The sequence below is a fragment of the Psychrobacter communis genome, assembly GCF_014836505.1.
Classification (GTDB): domain Bacteria; phylum Pseudomonadota; class Gammaproteobacteria; order Pseudomonadales; family Moraxellaceae; genus Psychrobacter; species Psychrobacter faecalis.
This window is the reverse complement of record NZ_JACSQR010000016.1, coordinates 20,376-33,925: the sequence shown is the minus strand read 5'-3', so window position 1 is coordinate 33,925 and position 13,550 is coordinate 20,376. Positions and strand designations below refer to the sequence as shown.

Below are 13,550 nucleotides of genomic sequence, written 5' to 3'. Positions count from 1 at the left end.
TGCTTACCATGGAAGTAACTGCAAAATTACGCGGTGCCGCCATATCGGCACAAAAAGTTAGACTCGTTGCTGATGAAGTTCGTGGCAAATCTATCGAGCGTGCTTTGGATATCCTAACGTATAGTAATAAAAAAGGCGCTGTTTTCGTTAAGAAATGTCTTGACTCAGCCATCGCCAATGCCGAACACAACAACGGTTTAGATATCGATACTCTTAAAGTATCAACCATCTACGTTGATGAAGGCATTACGCTAAAACGTATCCTACCACGTGCTAAAGGTCGCGCTGATCGTATCAGTAAGCGTACTTGTCACATCACTATAAAGGTAGGAGAATAAGTTATGGGTCAAAAAGTACATCCAATCGGAATTCGTCTTGGTGTTGTCAAAAAGCATAACGCAAACTGGTATGCTAACCCTAAACAATACTCAGAATACCTCATCAACGACATTCAAGTTCGTGAGTATCTACGCAAAAAACTAGACAACGCTATGATCAGCAACATTATGATTGAGCGTCCTACTGGTGCTGCTAAGATTACCATCGCCACTGCGCGTCCTGGTATTGTTATCGGTAAAAAAGGCGAAGATATCGAAAGACTTCAAAAAGAATTGACCAAAATTATGGGCGTACCTGCTCAGGTCAACATTGAAGAAATCACATCACCTGATCTTGATGCACGTTTGGTAGCAGACGGTATCGGCAGCCAGCTTGAGCGCCGTGTTATGTTCCGTCGTGCGATGAAACGCGCCGTACAGAACAGCATGCGTTCTGGTGCTAAAGGTATTAAAGTTGAGCTGTCTGGCCGTCTTGGCGGTGCTGAGATTGCTCGTACTGAATGGTACCGTGAAGGTCGTGTGCCATTGCATACACTCCGCGCTGATATTGACTACGCGTCAATTCGTGCAGAAACCACATACGGCACTATCGGTGTAAAAGTTTGGATTTTCCGTGGCGAAATCCTTGACGGTATGAACAGCGTATATAATCCCGTCAAAGAAGAGCAGACTCGTGCGCCAAAACGCCGTGGTCGTGGAAACGGAAACCGTCGAAACACAGACAGAGGTTAAACTATGTTACAGCCAAAACGTACCAAGTTTCGTAAAATGCACAAAGGTCGTAACACAGGTCTTGCTCACCGTGGAAGCACCGTTGCATTCGGACAAATTGGTCTAAAATCGTTGACTCGTGGTCGTATGACTGCCCGTCAAATTGAAGCAGCACGTCGTACCATCACTCGTAAAATCAAGCGTGGCGGTAAGATTTGGATTCGTGTATTCCCAGACAAACCTATTACCAACAAACCACTAGAAGTACGTATGGGTAAAGGTAAAGGTCCAGTCGAGTATTGGGTATGCGAAATCAAACCTGGTAAAGTGCTATATGAACTCGAAGGGGTTTCAGAAGAACTTGCTCGCGAAGCGTTAACGCTTGCTGCAGCAAAACTGCCCTTTAAAACTACCATTGTTAAGCGGACGATAATGTAATGAAGATCAGTGAATTACGTGATAAATCATTAGAAGAACTGACTCAGTTACTTGATGAAAAGCAACTTGATGCTTTCCGTATTCGTATGGCTAAAGCAACGGGTCAGTTGGGTAACACCCATGAAGTCAGAAGCAATCGTCGCACGATTGCTCAGATTCAGACTTTGATTAACGAGAAACAACGAGGCGACTCATGAGCGATAACAATCAAACAGCTAATGCTAGCGTATTGACAGGACGAGTTGTCAGCGACAAGATGGACAAATCCATCACAGTTTTGATTGAGCGTCTGGTTCGTCATCCTTTGTATGGCAAACAGCTTCGTCGTTCTACAAAAATCAAAGCTCATGATGAAGATAACGTTTGTCAACAAGGCGACCTTGTCCGCATCAAAGAAACGCGTCCAATCTCAAAAACCAAGTCTTGGACTTTGGTTGAAGTGGTTGAAAAAGTAGAAAAAATCTAAGTAAATTGCATTAAAAGCCAGAAGCTGTTAAAATAGCCGCCTTTTTAAGGATGCTGATTGCGCCGAGCGTATATCACTCACATTAAGAGTAGCAGCGGTTATTAATATTAAAATGCCGACTACTCATTCTGTGCTAGCGGCAGCAACTGGTTTTTATTGCTCATACGTGTGGAGTAACGCTATGATTCAGGTTGAATCGATGCTGGAAGTTGCAGACAATAGCGGTGCAAGACGAGTTCAGTGCATTAAAGTACTGGGTGGCTCTCATCGTCGTTATGCATCAGTTGGCGACATTATTAAAGTAACGGTTAAAGAAGCCATTCCGCGTGGTCGTGTTAAAAAAGGCGACGTGATGAATGCTGTAGTTGTACGTACCAAAAAAGGCGTTCGTCGTCCTGATGGTTCAGTTCTGCGTTTTGATGACAATGCTGCGGTATTGTTGAACCAAAACAAAGCACCGATAGCAACTCGTATTTTTGGACCGGTAACTCGTGAACTACGTGGTGATCAGTTTATGAAAATTGTATCACTAGCACCAGAAGTATTGTGAGGTAATCCATGTCAAAATTACGTAAAGGCGATACAGTTATCGTGATTGCTGGGAAAGACAAAGGCAAGCAAGGTACTGTGCAAGCTGTAAAAAACGATCGTATTAAAGTTGAAGGCATCAACATTGTCACCAAACATCAGAAGCCAAATCAGGCAACTGGTACTGAAGGTGGCATCGTTAAGCAAGAAGCTTTTTTGCATATCTCAAATGTCGCAATTTTAAATGCGCAAACCCAAAAAGCTGATCGTATTACTTATCAGTTCGGTGAAGACGGCAAGAAACAACGCGTCTATCGTTCGAACGGTGAAGTAGTGGCGACTGCGTAAGACACTAAGGGTGTAATGGTAATGGCAAGATTAAAATCTTTATATAACGAAGAATTAAAGCAACAAATCAAAGAAGAGCTTGGTTTGGCGAACGTGATGCAAGTGCCTAAAATCACTAAAATCACGCTTAATATGGGTGTAGGCGGCGCGTCTCAAGACAAAAAATTGCTTGAAGGTGCTGTAGCTGACATGACCGCTATCGCTGGTCAAAAACCTGTCGTCACCAAAGCGCGCAAATCAGTTGCTGGCTTTAAAATTCGTGAAGAATGGCCAATTGGCTGTAAAGTAACGCTGCGCGGTGAGCAAATGTACGAATTTTTAGATCGTCTCATTGCCATTGCAATTCCTCGTATTCGTGATTTCCGCGGTTTTTCACCTAAAGCCTTTGACGGACGTGGTAACTACTCATTGGGTATCAAAGAACAAATCGTATTCCCAGAAGTAGACTTTGACAAGATTGATCGTATCCGCGGTATGGATGTGACCATCACCACGTCAGCTGGTAATGATGAAGAAGGTCGTGCGTTGCTTAAAGCATTCGGCTTCCCATTTAAATAAGGTAAAGACGTTATGGCAAAGAAGAGCATGATTAACCGCGAATTAAAACGCGAAAAAATGGTTGCTAAATATGCTGAAAAGCGTATTAAGCTAAAAGAAACTATCAGTGATATCAACGCATCAGACGAAGAGCGTATGGAAGCGATGCTAGAGCTACAAGCCCTACCACGCAACGCATCACCAGTACGTCTACGCAACCGTTGTGCTATCACTGGTCGTCCTCACGGTTACTTCCGCAAGTTTGGCTTATCACGCAATATGCTGCGTGAGCGTGTCATGCAAGGCGATGTGCCTGGTGTTCGTAAAGCAAGCTGGTAAGGAGTAACGATATGAGTATGCAAGATACCGTTGGGGATATGCTAACCCGTATTCGTAACGCACAAATGGCTAATAAAGTATCGGTAGCAATGCCGAGCTCTAAACTACGTAAATCAATCGCTGACTTATTAGTAAGCGAAGGTTATGTAGCCAGCGCTGTTGTGACTGAGCAAGAAAATAACAAAGCAACTTTGACCATCGAGTTAAAATACTTCGAAGGCAAAGCGGTTATTGAAACGATCCAACGTTATAGCCGTCCTGGCCTACGCCAGCATCGCGGTAAAGACGCTATCCCTACTGTTAAACAAGGTATGGGTGTTGCTATCGTATCAACCAGCCAAGGTATCATGAGCGATCGTGCTGCACGCGCTGCTGGTATCGGTGGTGAAATCGTTGCATTCGTTGCTTAATTAGCAATCATTGCTATCGGTAACGAGACGATAAAGTCTACTTGATCTTCGTTGGGCACTTATCAATTTTATCATACATGTTTTTTAACATTGATAGGTGCCTAATGCAGTCAATTATGCTAAACTAACACGCTTTTTAGCCTGTTAGTTTTTTCGCTAATAAAAGTAAGTTAATTTTTTTAAGGAATATTCCTATGTCTCGTGTGGCTAAAGCCCCAGTAGCACTGCCTAGCGGCGTAAGTGTTACTTTGAACGATCGGCAGGTCGAAGTTAAAGGCAAAAATGGCAATATGTCTTTACGCCTGCATGAATTGGTCGAGCTAAAACAGGAAGATGATGCAATTCTTCTCTCACCTGCAGCCGATTCAAAAGAAGCCATGATGCATACTGGCACCATGCGCTCTTTACTAAACAATTTAGTAATAGGCGTAAATGAAGGTTTTGAAAGACGCCTTCAACTTATTGGTGTTGGTTATCGCGCTCAAGCTACTGGTAATAAAGTAACGCTAAACGTTGGTTACTCACATCCAGTAGAATATACGCTACCTGAAGGTGTATCAGCTGAAACCCCAACGCAGACTGAAATCGTTTTAAAATCAAACGATAAGCAGCAGCTTGGTCAAGCAGCGGCTAATATCCGCGGTTTCCGCCCACCAGAGCCTTATAAAGGTAAAGGTATTCGTTATAGTGACGAGCATGTGATTCGCAAAGAAGCCAAGAAAAAATAAGGTGAGTTGAAATGTTTGATAAAAAAGCAGCTCGTCTACGTCGAGCAAAGAAAACCCGTGCACATATCCGTTTTTTAGGCGTAAATCGCTTAACGGTTAATCGCACCCCAAGACATATTTATGCCCAAATTATCTCTCCAAACGGTGGTGAAGTGATTGCTCAGGCATCTACCTTAGACAGCAGCTTACGTTCAGGTGCAACTGGTAACGTTGATGCAGCGACGTCTGTGGGCCAATTAATCGCAGAACGCGCAAAAGCAGCTGGTATTACTAAAGTTGCCTTTGACCGTAGTGGTTTTAAATATCATGGTCGAGTAAAAGCTTTAGCTGAAGCTGCTCGCGAAAACGGATTGGAGTTTTAATCATGGCTAGAAATGATAAAAATGATAAAAATGAACAGACTGACGGTCTAGTAGAACGCTTAGTTACCGTTGATCGCGTTGCAAAAGTGGTTAAAGGTGGTCGTATTTTCTCATTTACTGCGCTAACCGTAGTGGGTGATGGCAATGGCCGTGTTGGTTTTGGTCGTGGTAAAGCACGTGAAGTGCCAGCTGCTATCCAAAAAGCACTTGAAGCTGCTAAGCGCAACATGATTACTGTTGAGCTTGATGGTGCAACATTGTTCCATCCGATCAAAGCACGTCATGGTGCTAGTAAAGTCTACATGCAGCCTGCATCTGAAGGTACTGGTGTAATCGCTGGTGGCGCAATGCGTGCAGTATTAGAAGTTGCTGGTGTTAAAGACGTTTTAACGAAATCTCATGGTTCTACCAACACGGCAAACGTTGTACGTGCAACATTTAACGGTTTACGTGATATGTCAACTCCAGAAAAGATGGCAGCAAAACGTGGTAAATCTGTAGACGAAATCTTGGGTTAACTTAGAAACTAGGTGAGTTACGATGAAAAAAATGAAAGTCACTCAATTTAAATCGGGTGCCCATCGCCTCAAGAGCCACAAAGCGAGCTTGAAAGGATTGGGTTTACGCCGTATTGGTCATACTGTTGAAGTAGAAGATACTCCTTCAACCCGTGGTATGGTCAATCGCGTCAACTACATGGTAAAAGTGGAGGAAGCGTAATGGGACTTAGATTAAATGAATTATCACCAGGTGTTGGCGCGAAAAAAACTGCCCAACGTCGTGGTCGTGGTATCGGTTCAGGTCTTGGCAAAACTGGTGGTCGCGGTGTAAAAGGTCAGAAATCTCGTTCAGGTTCTAGCATCCGCTCAGGATTTGAAGGTGGTCAAATGCCTTTATATCGTCGCCTACCAAAATTTGGCTTCACCAGTAAAATGGCAATGACGACTGCTGAAGTTCGTCTGTCTGAATTAAACAAAGTCGAAGGCGATGTGGTTAGCATTGAAACACTAAAAGCTGCTAACGTTATCCGTCATGACATGAAACGCGTTCGTATTATGTTGTCAGGCGAAGTCACTAAAGCTTATACTTTTAAAGGTATCAAAGTGACTAAAGGCGCCAAGCAAGCAATCGAAGCTGCTGGTGGTAGCATCGAGGAGTAGTAACGTGTCAAAACAATCAATGTCATCGACTGGTATACCGCTCAATCCATTTGCCTTTATACGTAAGTATGATGAATTATGGACGCGTTTATTATTCTTAATCGGCGCATTGATTGTTTATCGTTTAGGGTCACATATTCCAGTACCGGGTATCAATCCGGTTAACTTGGCTGATCTGTTTTCGCGCAACGAAAATACCATTTTGAGCATGTTTAACATGTTCTCAGGTGGTGCACTAGAACGTATGTCCATCATGGCACTTGGCATCATGCCGTATATTTCAGCATCTATTATCGTTCAGATGATGTCGGCGGTATTGCCATCGCTTGAAGCCCTCAAAAAAGAAGGCGAAGCGGGACGACGTAAGCTAAACAAGTACACCCGTCAAGGGACACTTGGATTAGCACTAGTACAGTCATTAGGAATGTGTGCTGGCCTTATCAGTCAGAATCTTACCTTATCTACTGGTTTGACTTTTTATATTCCAGCGGTTACCTCATTGGTAGCTGGCGCTATGTTCCTAATGTGGCTTGGTGAGCAAATTACAGAACGCGGCGTGGGTAATGGTATCTCAATGCTCATCTTTGCGAGTATTGTGGCTGGTACGCCAGGTATGATTTCGCAGTCTATCGAACAGGTCAATCAAGGGCAGATGAACTTGATTGTACTTTTTATCTTTGTATTGCTAGGCATCGCGGTGACTGCCGGTATCGTTTATATTGAACGAGCGCAGCGCCGTGTCCCAGTAAACTATGCGCAGAAGCAACAACAAGGTCGCAAAATTTATGCTCAGCAGCAGTCGCATTTGCCGCTTAAGCTAAATATGGCAGGGGTTATTCCCGCTATTTTTGCCAGCTCGTTATTGTTGTTTCCAGCAAGTTTAGGACAATGGGTTGGTCAATCGGCTGATCCTACTTTTACACAAAAGATATTACAAAATATGGCATTGGTGTTGTCTCCAGGGCAGCCGCTGTATTTGGTTCTGTTTGGCGCAATGATTATTTTCTTCTGTTACTTTTACACGGCATTGGTATTTAGTCCGCGTGAAGTTGCTGAAAACCTTAAACGTAGTGGTGCGTATATCCCAGGTATTCGCCCCGGACAACAAACTCAGCGTTACCTTGATCATGTATTAAACCGACTGACCTTTATTGGCGCGATGTATATGACGGTTATTTGTTTAATGCCAATGGTCGTGCAGTCATCGTTTGGTGTGCCGTTTCAACTTGGTGGTACGTCATTACTGATTATGGTGGTTGTGGTAATGGACTTCATTTCGCAAATCCAAGCGCATTTGATGACCCATCAATATCATGATCAGACGTTAATTCAATCGCCCACTCAACCTTAAATGAGCGGTACGATATCTCAAAGGAGTATGCTATGAAAGTTCAAGCATCAGTTAAGAAGATTTGTGGTAGCTGTAAAGTTGTGCGCCGTAAAGGCCGTGTACATGTTATTTGTACCGCAGAACCTCGCCACAAGCAACGTCAAGGTTAATGTTTTAAAGACATAAAGCGTCACGCTTATTGGTTTTATAAAATTAATACTTGAAAAATAACGGCGGATGCGATATCATCCGCCACTTGCCGTAGTTTATGCAAAATCTTTTATAAAATGGTCAATGAAGAGACTTGTTATCAAGTTGAAGCAGCGATAATAATTATAAAAGCTTTAGTATTGACAGCAACAAATCTGAAAAATAACGCTTTATTAATGAATAAAGCTTATTTTTCTTTAATGGAGAGAAATCAATGGCTCGTATTGCCGGCGTAAACATTCCGGATAATAAGCATGCTGTTATTTCACTAACTTATATCTTTGGTATAGGTCGTACCACTGCTCAGAAAATCTTAGAAGCAGTTGGCATTGCCCCTACTACTAAAGTTAGCCAGTTAGATGATACACAGTTAGATGCTATCCGTGCACAAGTTGCAAATTACATGACTGAAGGTGATCTTCGTCGTGAAGTGTCAATGAATATCAAGCGCTTGGTTGATCTTGGTTGTTACCGTGGCATCCGCCATCGCCGTAACCTACCAGTTAGAGGTCAGAACACCAAGAACAACGCTCGTACTCGTAAGGGTCCGACACGCCCTCTCAAAAGATAATTAACTTAGGAAGCTAAAAGATGGCTAAAGACACTCGTAGTCGCAAAAAAGTGACTCGTCGTTCAGTATCGGAGGGCGTTGCCCATATCCATGCGTCTTTTAATAACACCATTGTTACGATTACCGATCGTCAAGGTAATGCACTGGCTTGGGCCACTTCAGGTGGACAAGGCTTCCGTGGTTCACGTAAATCTACACCATTTGCAGCTCAGGTTGCAGCTGAAGTCGCTGGTAAAGCGGCTCAAGAATACGGTGTTAAGAATATCGACGTTTTGGTCAAAGGACCAGGACCGGGTCGTGAGTCTGCGGTAAGAGCACTTGGTGCATTGGGTTATAAAGTTAACAGCATCTCTGATGTGACCCCAATCCCACACAATGGTTGCCGTGCGCCGAAAAAGCGCCGCGTCTAATATTAAAGACGAAGCTTTTTATCATAAGAGCTTATAGGAGACATAACAATGGCCCGTTATATTGGACCAAAACTCAAATTATCACGTCGTGAAGGTACAGACTTAGGCCTTAAGTCTGGTGTTAAACCATATGACGTAAAAACGAAAAAAGCGGCTCGTCCACCTGGTCAACATGGTGTCAGCCGTAATAAGAGCTCAGAGTACTCTCTACAGTTACGTGAAAAACAAAAAGTTAAGCGTATCTACGGTGTACTAGAGCGTCAGTTTGCTAACTACTATAAAGAAGCTGCTCGTAAGCGTGGCGCTACTGGTGAAAACCTACTAGCAATGCTTGAGAGTCGCCTTGATAACGTCGTTTATCGCATGGGCTTTGGCTCAACTCGTGCTGAAGCACGTCAGCTAGTTAGCCATCGCACTGTGATGGTAAAAAAAGCTGGCCGCGATGAGTTTGTTCGTGTGAACATTCCATCAATTCAGTTGCAAGATGGTGATGTCGTCGCTATCCGTGAGAAGTCTCGCGAACAACTACGTATTAAAAACGCTATTGAACTAGCGACACAACGTGGTATTCCAGAATGGCTAGATGTTGACCACAGCAAGCTACAGGGCACGTTTAAACAAGCGCCTGATCGCATTGATCTACCTGCTGAAATCAACGAAAGCTTGATCGTTGAGCTATACTCTAAGTAAGTAACGTACTGCTCGATGTTATAATAATAGCATTGAGCAATTGACGTTAATTAAACCAGTTTAATAAATCGAGGTGACATCATGATGCTAAGTGCAACTGAGTTTCTAACGCCGAACGCCATTAACGTGGATACGGTTAATGAAACAATTGCGAAAGTCACGCTCGAACCGTTAGAACGCGGCTTTGGGCATACTTTAGGTAATGCCTTACGTCGCATCTTGTTATCTTCATTACCTGGTGCTGCAGTCATTGAAGCTGAGATTGATGGTGTTGACCATGAATATTCAACGCTTGAAGGACTACAAGAAGACGTGCTTGACTTGCTTTTGAACTTAAAAGGCTTGGCAATCACCCTTCATGACCAAAATGAAGTATTCTTGACCTTGGATAAACAAGGTCCAGGCACTATTACTGCTGCAGACATCACGTTGCCGCATAATGTCGACATTATCAATCCAGAATTGGTATTAGGTACATTAAGCGACCGTGGTCATCTTAAGATGCGTTTGCGTGTGGTAATGGGTCGTGGATATGAGCCAGCAAACCAGCGCCGTGAAGATGGTGACACTAAAGCGATTGGACGCTTAAAGCTTGATGCAAGTTTTAGTCCAGTACTGCGTGTTGCTTATCAGGTTGAGAACGCACGTGTAGAACAACGTACCGATCTTGATCGTCTTATCATCGAGCTTGAAACTAATGGCACTATCGATCCAGAAGAAGCAATTCGTAAAGCAGCCACTATTTTACAACAGCAGATTTCTATCTTTGTTGACCTAGAAGCTGAAGAAGCGCCTGAGCCTGTGAAAGAAAAAGAAGAGGTTGATCCGGTGCTATTACGCCCTGTGGACGATCTTGAACTAACGGTTCGCTCAGCCAACTGCTTGAAAGCTGAAAACATTTACTATATCGGTGATTTGGTACAGCGTTCAGAGACTGAACTACTAAAAACCCCAAATCTTGGTAAGAAATCATTGACCGAAATCAAAGACGTATTAGCGTCTAAAGATTTAGAGCTCGGTATGCGCCTAGACAATTGGCCACCAGCTGACCTTCGTGTCGATGATCGCTTTTCTTATCGTAGCCGTTAAACTTTAAGGATTTTTGACTATGCGCCATCGTAAGAGTGGAGTCAAGCTGGGTCGTACCGGCAGTCATCGTAAGGCAATGTTTCAGAACATGACCAACTCATTATTTGAGCATGAACTGATCAAAACAACTTTACCAAAAGCAAAAGAATTACGCCGTGTTGCTGAGCCATTGATCACTTTGGCTAAAGAAGACAGCGTTGCTAATCGCCGTTTGGCATTTAGCCGTATGCGTAGCAAAACTATGGTAGGTAAATTATTTGGCACGCTTGGTCCTCGCTACCAAACTCGTCCAGGTGGTTATTTGCGTATCGTAAAATGCGGTTACCGTGATGGTGACAATGCGCCAATGGCTTATGTAGAATTGGTTGATCGTGACTAATTTTATGCGCTCATTGTATAATAAAAAAAGCTCCAATAATTTGGAGCTTTTTTTATGCCTTTTATTCTTAAAATTTTTTTTATGGTACGAGTGAGCTGACGTCAGCAGCACCTCGTCTGATGATTTCGGGCTGATTAGTGGTCATATCGACGATAGTAGTCAGTTTGGTGGTTTTGATACCAGCATTAATGAGACCATCTATTTGATTACCGAGTAACTCTTCAATCTCAAATGGATCGTCCAATATCTCATCTCGATGCGGCAATATGAGTGAACTGGTCAATATAGGCTCATCCATCGCTGCTAGCAATGCTTGCGCAATAGGATTGCTTGGCACGCGAATACCAATGGTTTTTTTCTTAGGATGCGCCAACTTCTTAGGTACATCTTTGGTGGCGTTTAAGATAAAGGTAATCGGTGCCGGTGTATGGGCTTTTAGCTGTTTAAATTGCACATTGTCTACCGTGGCATAGTTGGCAATTTCACTTAAATCGCGACATAACAAGGTAAATTGATGCTTATCATCAAGCTCACGGATATGTTTTAATTTTTCTAGCGCGTCTTTAGCGCCTAAGCGGCAGCCAAACGCATAACTGGTATCGGTAGGATAGATAACTAATTGATCATTACGTAATAAATCCGCTGCTTGTTCGATAAGCCGCGGTTGTGGGTTGTCCGGATGAATGTAAAATACTTGCATGATTTTTCCTTATTTTTTAATTATAGAGTGCTTCGTAGGTAGTTTTTAAAAAATGAAATTTTTTTGTTTTTTAGCATATCTCTCTGACAGCATCAAAAGATAGAACTACTATTCAATCAGTATAACGCAAAGTAAATATAAGTTTATTAGCAAGGCGTTACGGTGGGTAGGGAAACGTTAACACTATAGTTGTGGACCGCTTTCGACAGGAAATACATATATAGAGCGCAGTTTTTCATCGCTAATTAGCAGTACAAATCGTTAATAATGCTTGCAATAATATTTTGGCATCACGTGGTATGACGTGAGGTTCAGCGATATATGCTTTGGCCTGCTGATAGACGTCCTGCGCAAAGGTGCTGGTACTGGTATCAAAGGTGGCAAACAGATTGTCTTGCGAGACTTGAAAAGGACGTCTGCACGCTAAAGTAAATAAACACTCTAACGCTTGGGGCTTGATTTCTACACGCTCAAACGCTTGTTGTTGAGCCTCTGTGCGCCCATCGGGAGCATACCAGTAGCCAAAGTCAGAGAGCTGTCTACGACGCTCACCTGCAATAAAAAAATGGCTTAGCTCATGCAATGCGCTTTGAAAGAAACCATGGGCAAATTCAATACGTGCTGGCTGATTGTCTTTGGCAGGAAAGTACTCTGGTTCGCCAGCGCCACGTACTAGGATAACGTGCTGGTGGGCAAATAACGTATTAAAGAGACTTATCAGCCAATCGGTCGCTGTTTTTTCATTCTCATCAACAGTGTTGATATTTTCAGCATGGATAATTTTCTGCCATTGTTCTGACAGTGCGTTTAACTGCATCTTTGAAATAGCGCTCAAAGACTCAGGTGGCTTTTTGGTTTCTAAAGTATTTAAACGATGTAGCAAGCGTTTTGCGTCAGAAACAGAAAGCAAAACAGAAAAGTCAGGATCCACAGCAGGCGATATCATATGAATATATTAACCAAATAAAAAGGTAGAGCGCGTGATTTGCAACGCGAGCAAGCCAAGGTAAATGCAAACTTAATACGAAAGCACTTACCAAAAATCTTAACATACTAGCCCTAGCGCTCATCAGCGCTTTCCGTTAGTATGGCAGGCAATATTATACACCGTTTTTGATGAATGAGGCCGCGCATGTCAAGCACTCCAATAAACAAGCCGTCAGCGCTTCAGGCTGACAAAACAGCAGCTACGATGTCGAGCAACTTGCCAGAGGATATCTCTTTAAGCAAATGGGAAGACAGTGGCTTTGAATGGTCAGGGCAAGTTGCGCCGCGTTCGTTTGAGCGCCTAAATGCCATCTTGTCAACTGAGCACGAGCAATCAAACCTTGAGCTTAAAGCCAATCTATATCGCCATAATAATGTGTTGCATTTGTCTTTTACTTTCACAGGTGAGATATGGTTGACTTGTCAGCGTTGTTTGCAACCGATTGCTATTGATTTGACTGATGACTATGATATTGCATTATTAGATAACGAAAGCCAAGTGCGTTTGGTCGGTGAAGAGCAGGATTACTTGCTGCTCGATGAAATTATCACTGAGCCTGCGCCTGAGCGTTTATTGCCGTTTAAAAAATTGATCGAAGATGAAATTTTGCTAAAAGCGCCTATGGCACCAAAGCACGATGATTGCGAGATGAGCGTTGAGCAGTTTGGTGACATTCCAGAAGAAGAGGAAAATGAGAATCCTTTTGCAGCGTTAGCATCGTTAAAGGACAAGTTATAGCCGCGTAACTGGCAGTATAACGTCGATAAATCATTACTTTCTACCTTTTATCAGCTTTTTGCCCAAGAGTGAAAAGCAAG

General features: G+C 43.1%; 24 protein-coding genes and 1 pseudogene. 23 read left to right on the top strand and 2 right to left on the bottom strand.

Features of this window, described 5'->3' with window-relative positions:
- Window positions 1–8: 8 nt before the first annotated feature.
- The 22 genes and pseudogenes from rplV (at window position 9) to rplQ (ending at window position 11,044) form a co-directional block, all read left to right on the top strand.
- A complete protein-coding gene (gene rplV / locus H9653_RS07245; RefSeq protein WP_068408473.1) occupies window positions 9–338 on the top strand; it encodes a 50S ribosomal protein L22 in 330 nt (109 codons plus the stop codon).
- A gap of 3 nt (window positions 339–341) precedes the next feature.
- Window positions 342–1,176 (top strand): annotated as a pseudogene (rpsC, locus tag H9653_RS07240) (30S ribosomal protein S3).
- Window positions 1,074–1,487, top strand: a complete 414-nt coding sequence (rplP, locus tag H9653_RS07235) for a 50S ribosomal protein L16 (RefSeq protein WP_068034608.1) — start codon at window positions 1,074–1,076, stop codon at window positions 1,485–1,487. Before rpsC ends, rplP begins: the two are co-directional and overlap by 103 nt.
- Window positions 1,487–1,684: a 50S ribosomal protein L29 gene (gene rpmC, locus H9653_RS07230; protein ID WP_068408469.1), complete on the top strand. Its 198-nt coding sequence runs from the start codon at window positions 1,487–1,489 to the stop codon at window positions 1,682–1,684. The genes rplP and rpmC overlap by 1 nt, the downstream gene beginning before the upstream one ends.
- A complete protein-coding gene (rpsQ, locus tag H9653_RS07225; RefSeq protein WP_068408467.1) occupies window positions 1,681–1,953 on the top strand; it encodes a 30S ribosomal protein S17 in 273 nt (90 codons plus the stop codon). Before rpmC ends, rpsQ begins: the two co-directional genes overlap by 4 nt.
- Before the next feature lie 181 nt (window positions 1,954–2,134).
- Window positions 2,135–2,503 (top strand): 50S ribosomal protein L14, encoded by a 369-nt coding sequence (rplN, locus tag H9653_RS07220; RefSeq protein ID WP_010196702.1) that lies wholly within the window; start codon window positions 2,135–2,137, stop codon window positions 2,501–2,503.
- An 8-nt stretch (window positions 2,504–2,511) separates the two neighbouring features.
- A complete protein-coding gene (gene rplX / locus H9653_RS07215) occupies window positions 2,512–2,829 on the top strand; it encodes a 50S ribosomal protein L24 (RefSeq protein ID WP_068408465.1) in 318 nt (105 codons plus the stop codon).
- A gap of 21 nt (window positions 2,830–2,850) precedes the next feature.
- A complete protein-coding gene (gene rplE / locus H9653_RS07210; RefSeq protein WP_068408463.1) occupies window positions 2,851–3,387 on the top strand; it encodes a 50S ribosomal protein L5 in 537 nt (178 codons plus the stop codon).
- A gap of 12 nt (window positions 3,388–3,399) precedes the next feature.
- Complete coding sequence (gene rpsN / locus H9653_RS07205; protein ID WP_068408462.1) at window positions 3,400–3,705, top strand: 30S ribosomal protein S14; 306 nt, start codon at window positions 3,400–3,402, stop codon at window positions 3,703–3,705.
- Window positions 3,706–3,716: 11 nt separating this feature from the next.
- Entirely contained in the window at window positions 3,717–4,115 is a 399-nt protein-coding gene (rpsH, locus tag H9653_RS07200) for a 30S ribosomal protein S8 (RefSeq protein WP_068408460.1), read from the top strand.
- A gap of 194 nt (window positions 4,116–4,309) precedes the next feature.
- Complete coding sequence (gene rplF, locus H9653_RS07195) at window positions 4,310–4,843, top strand: 50S ribosomal protein L6 (protein WP_068408459.1); 534 nt, start codon at window positions 4,310–4,312, stop codon at window positions 4,841–4,843.
- Between the two features lie 11 nt (window positions 4,844–4,854).
- Complete coding sequence (gene rplR / locus H9653_RS07190) at window positions 4,855–5,205, top strand: 50S ribosomal protein L18 (protein ID WP_068408457.1); 351 nt, start codon at window positions 4,855–4,857, stop codon at window positions 5,203–5,205.
- A gap of 2 nt (window positions 5,206–5,207) precedes the next feature.
- Window positions 5,208–5,723 (top strand): 30S ribosomal protein S5, encoded by a 516-nt coding sequence (rpsE, locus tag H9653_RS07185; protein WP_068408455.1) that lies wholly within the window; start codon window positions 5,208–5,210, stop codon window positions 5,721–5,723.
- A 22-nt stretch (window positions 5,724–5,745) separates the two neighbouring features.
- Complete coding sequence (gene rpmD, locus H9653_RS07180; protein ID WP_068408453.1) at window positions 5,746–5,925, top strand: 50S ribosomal protein L30; 180 nt, start codon at window positions 5,746–5,748, stop codon at window positions 5,923–5,925.
- Window positions 5,925–6,365 (top strand): 50S ribosomal protein L15, encoded by a 441-nt coding sequence (gene rplO / locus H9653_RS07175; RefSeq protein ID WP_068408451.1) that lies wholly within the window; start codon window positions 5,925–5,927, stop codon window positions 6,363–6,365. Before rpmD ends, rplO begins: the two co-directional genes overlap by 1 nt.
- 19 nt (window positions 6,366–6,384) lie before the next feature.
- Complete coding sequence (gene secY / locus H9653_RS07170) at window positions 6,385–7,716, top strand: preprotein translocase subunit SecY (RefSeq protein WP_180952577.1); 1,332 nt, start codon at window positions 6,385–6,387, stop codon at window positions 7,714–7,716.
- A gap of 32 nt (window positions 7,717–7,748) precedes the next feature.
- Window positions 7,749–7,865: a 50S ribosomal protein L36 gene (gene rpmJ / locus H9653_RS07165; RefSeq protein WP_011279805.1), complete on the top strand. Its 117-nt coding sequence runs from the start codon at window positions 7,749–7,751 to the stop codon at window positions 7,863–7,865.
- A gap of 254 nt (window positions 7,866–8,119) precedes the next feature.
- A complete protein-coding gene (gene rpsM, locus H9653_RS07160) occupies window positions 8,120–8,476 on the top strand; it encodes a 30S ribosomal protein S13 (RefSeq protein ID WP_058025564.1) in 357 nt (118 codons plus the stop codon).
- A gap of 20 nt (window positions 8,477–8,496) precedes the next feature.
- The gene (gene rpsK / locus H9653_RS07155) at window positions 8,497–8,886 is read left to right on the top strand and encodes a 30S ribosomal protein S11 (protein WP_058368279.1); all 390 of its coding nucleotides are present in this window, start codon (window positions 8,497–8,499) and stop codon (window positions 8,884–8,886) included.
- Window positions 8,887–8,934: 48 nt separating this feature from the next.
- The gene (gene rpsD / locus H9653_RS07150) at window positions 8,935–9,576 is read left to right on the top strand and encodes a 30S ribosomal protein S4 (protein WP_068408447.1); all 642 of its coding nucleotides are present in this window, start codon (window positions 8,935–8,937) and stop codon (window positions 9,574–9,576) included.
- 81 nt (window positions 9,577–9,657) lie between these two features.
- Complete coding sequence (locus H9653_RS07145) at window positions 9,658–10,665, top strand: DNA-directed RNA polymerase subunit alpha (RefSeq protein WP_068408445.1); 1,008 nt, start codon at window positions 9,658–9,660, stop codon at window positions 10,663–10,665.
- A gap of 19 nt (window positions 10,666–10,684) precedes the next feature.
- Window positions 10,685–11,044, top strand: coding sequence for a 50S ribosomal protein L17 (gene rplQ, locus H9653_RS07140; RefSeq protein ID WP_068408443.1), 360 nt, complete (start codon window positions 10,685–10,687; stop codon window positions 11,042–11,044).
- A 79-nt stretch (window positions 11,045–11,123) separates the two neighbouring features.
- Here rplQ and H9653_RS07135 read toward each other — a convergent pair whose 3' ends face one another.
- Window positions 11,124–11,744, bottom strand: a complete 621-nt coding sequence (locus H9653_RS07135) for an L-threonylcarbamoyladenylate synthase (RefSeq protein WP_191691535.1) — start codon at window positions 11,742–11,744, stop codon at window positions 11,124–11,126.
- Between the two features lie 241 nt (window positions 11,745–11,985).
- Window positions 11,986–12,690: an elongation factor P hydroxylase gene (locus tag H9653_RS07130; RefSeq protein ID WP_191691533.1), complete on the bottom strand. Its 705-nt coding sequence runs from the start codon at window positions 12,688–12,690 to the stop codon at window positions 11,986–11,988.
- Window positions 12,691–12,876: 186 nt separating this feature from the next.
- On the opposite strand from H9653_RS07130, the gene H9653_RS07125 reads away from it, so the two are divergent.
- Window positions 12,877–13,470: a YceD family protein gene (locus H9653_RS07125; RefSeq protein WP_191691530.1), complete on the top strand. Its 594-nt coding sequence runs from the start codon at window positions 12,877–12,879 to the stop codon at window positions 13,468–13,470.
- Window positions 13,471–13,550: the final 80 nt, after the last annotated feature.

Excerpts from the sequence above, each read along its gene's own strand:
- rpsD (WP_068408447.1), top strand. The coding sequence starts at position 8,935 with ATGGCCCGTTATATTGGACCAAAACTCAAATTATCACGTCGTGAAGGT.
- H9653_RS07130 (WP_191691533.1), bottom strand. The coding sequence starts at position 12,690 with ATGATATCGCCTGCTGTGGATCCTGACTTTTCTGTTTTGCTTTCTGTT.
- rplX (WP_068408465.1), top strand. The coding sequence starts at position 2,512 with ATGTCAAAATTACGTAAAGGCGATACAGTTATCGTGATTGCTGGGAAA.
- rplV (WP_068408473.1), top strand. The coding sequence starts at position 9 with ATGGAAGTAACTGCAAAATTACGCGGTGCCGCCATATCGGCACAAAAA.
- rplQ (WP_068408443.1), top strand. The coding sequence starts at position 10,685 with ATGCGCCATCGTAAGAGTGGAGTCAAGCTGGGTCGTACCGGCAGTCAT.
- H9653_RS07145 (WP_068408445.1), top strand. The coding sequence starts at position 9,658 with ATGATGCTAAGTGCAACTGAGTTTCTAACGCCGAACGCCATTAACGTG.
- rplP (WP_068034608.1), top strand. The coding sequence starts at position 1,074 with ATGTTACAGCCAAAACGTACCAAGTTTCGTAAAATGCACAAAGGTCGT.
- rpsK (WP_058368279.1), top strand. The coding sequence starts at position 8,497 with ATGGCTAAAGACACTCGTAGTCGCAAAAAAGTGACTCGTCGTTCAGTA.
- rpmC (WP_068408469.1), top strand. The coding sequence starts at position 1,487 with ATGAAGATCAGTGAATTACGTGATAAATCATTAGAAGAACTGACTCAG.
- rpsH (WP_068408460.1), top strand. The coding sequence starts at position 3,717 with ATGAGTATGCAAGATACCGTTGGGGATATGCTAACCCGTATTCGTAAC.
- rpsM (WP_058025564.1), top strand. The coding sequence starts at position 8,120 with ATGGCTCGTATTGCCGGCGTAAACATTCCGGATAATAAGCATGCTGTT.
- rplR (WP_068408457.1), top strand. The coding sequence starts at position 4,855 with ATGTTTGATAAAAAAGCAGCTCGTCTACGTCGAGCAAAGAAAACCCGT.
- rplO (WP_068408451.1), top strand. The coding sequence starts at position 5,925 with ATGGGACTTAGATTAAATGAATTATCACCAGGTGTTGGCGCGAAAAAA.
- rpsN (WP_068408462.1), top strand. The coding sequence starts at position 3,400 with ATGGCAAAGAAGAGCATGATTAACCGCGAATTAAAACGCGAAAAAATG.
- H9653_RS07125 (WP_191691530.1), top strand. The coding sequence starts at position 12,877 with ATGTCAAGCACTCCAATAAACAAGCCGTCAGCGCTTCAGGCTGACAAA.
- rplE (WP_068408463.1), top strand. The coding sequence starts at position 2,851 with ATGGCAAGATTAAAATCTTTATATAACGAAGAATTAAAGCAACAAATC.
- rplN (WP_010196702.1), top strand. The coding sequence starts at position 2,135 with ATGATTCAGGTTGAATCGATGCTGGAAGTTGCAGACAATAGCGGTGCA.
- rpsE (WP_068408455.1), top strand. The coding sequence starts at position 5,208 with ATGGCTAGAAATGATAAAAATGATAAAAATGAACAGACTGACGGTCTA.
- rpsQ (WP_068408467.1), top strand. The coding sequence starts at position 1,681 with ATGAGCGATAACAATCAAACAGCTAATGCTAGCGTATTGACAGGACGA.
- H9653_RS07135 (WP_191691535.1), bottom strand. The coding sequence starts at position 11,744 with ATGCAAGTATTTTACATTCATCCGGACAACCCACAACCGCGGCTTATC.
- rpmJ (WP_011279805.1), top strand. The coding sequence starts at position 7,749 with ATGAAAGTTCAAGCATCAGTTAAGAAGATTTGTGGTAGCTGTAAAGTT.
- rpmD (WP_068408453.1), top strand. The coding sequence starts at position 5,746 with ATGAAAAAAATGAAAGTCACTCAATTTAAATCGGGTGCCCATCGCCTC.
- rplF (WP_068408459.1), top strand. The coding sequence starts at position 4,310 with ATGTCTCGTGTGGCTAAAGCCCCAGTAGCACTGCCTAGCGGCGTAAGT.
- secY (WP_180952577.1), top strand. The coding sequence starts at position 6,385 with ATGTCATCGACTGGTATACCGCTCAATCCATTTGCCTTTATACGTAAG.